General features: G+C 53.0%; 1 protein-coding gene. It reads left to right on the top strand.

The window, feature by feature from the left end; all coding sequences use genetic code 11:
• Positions 1-209: LysR substrate-binding domain-containing protein (locus AB4Z23_RS29135; protein ID WP_441361392.1), on the top strand; the 209-nt coding region annotated here is incomplete at its 5' end.
• Positions 210-349: the final 140 nt, after the last annotated feature.

Here is a 349-nt window from a genome sequence, read left to right as displayed (position 1 = left end):
GTATCGGTTGGGGCAATATGCCAGAGCCGATGGTGAGAGACGACATAGAATCAGGTCGCCTCGTGCAACTGGATCTTCCGGACTGCAAAGGCGGTCCATATCGCCTTCAGGCCGTCTACCGCACCGATACACCGCCAGGACCAGCCGCACGTTTTCTGATCGACCACTTTCAGAGCCAGGACATCGATGATCCGATCGCGGCCGGCTAAACAAATGCAGGATCAGGCAAGGCGCGGCATCAACGATCTACCGATCGTTTATTATCATGGATATTCAACACTTGGTCAGTGGCCCGACGGTTCGTATTGGTTCAAGACCTGAAATCTTGGTTTCGACATTTGCTCAATAG

The organism is Agrobacterium sp. MCAB5 (assembly GCF_052114365.1).
GTDB classification, from domain to species: domain Bacteria; phylum Pseudomonadota; class Alphaproteobacteria; order Rhizobiales; family Rhizobiaceae; genus Agrobacterium; species Agrobacterium tumefaciens.
Note: the sequence above shows the minus strand (reverse complement) of the source record. Positions and strands in the feature narration are given on the sequence as shown.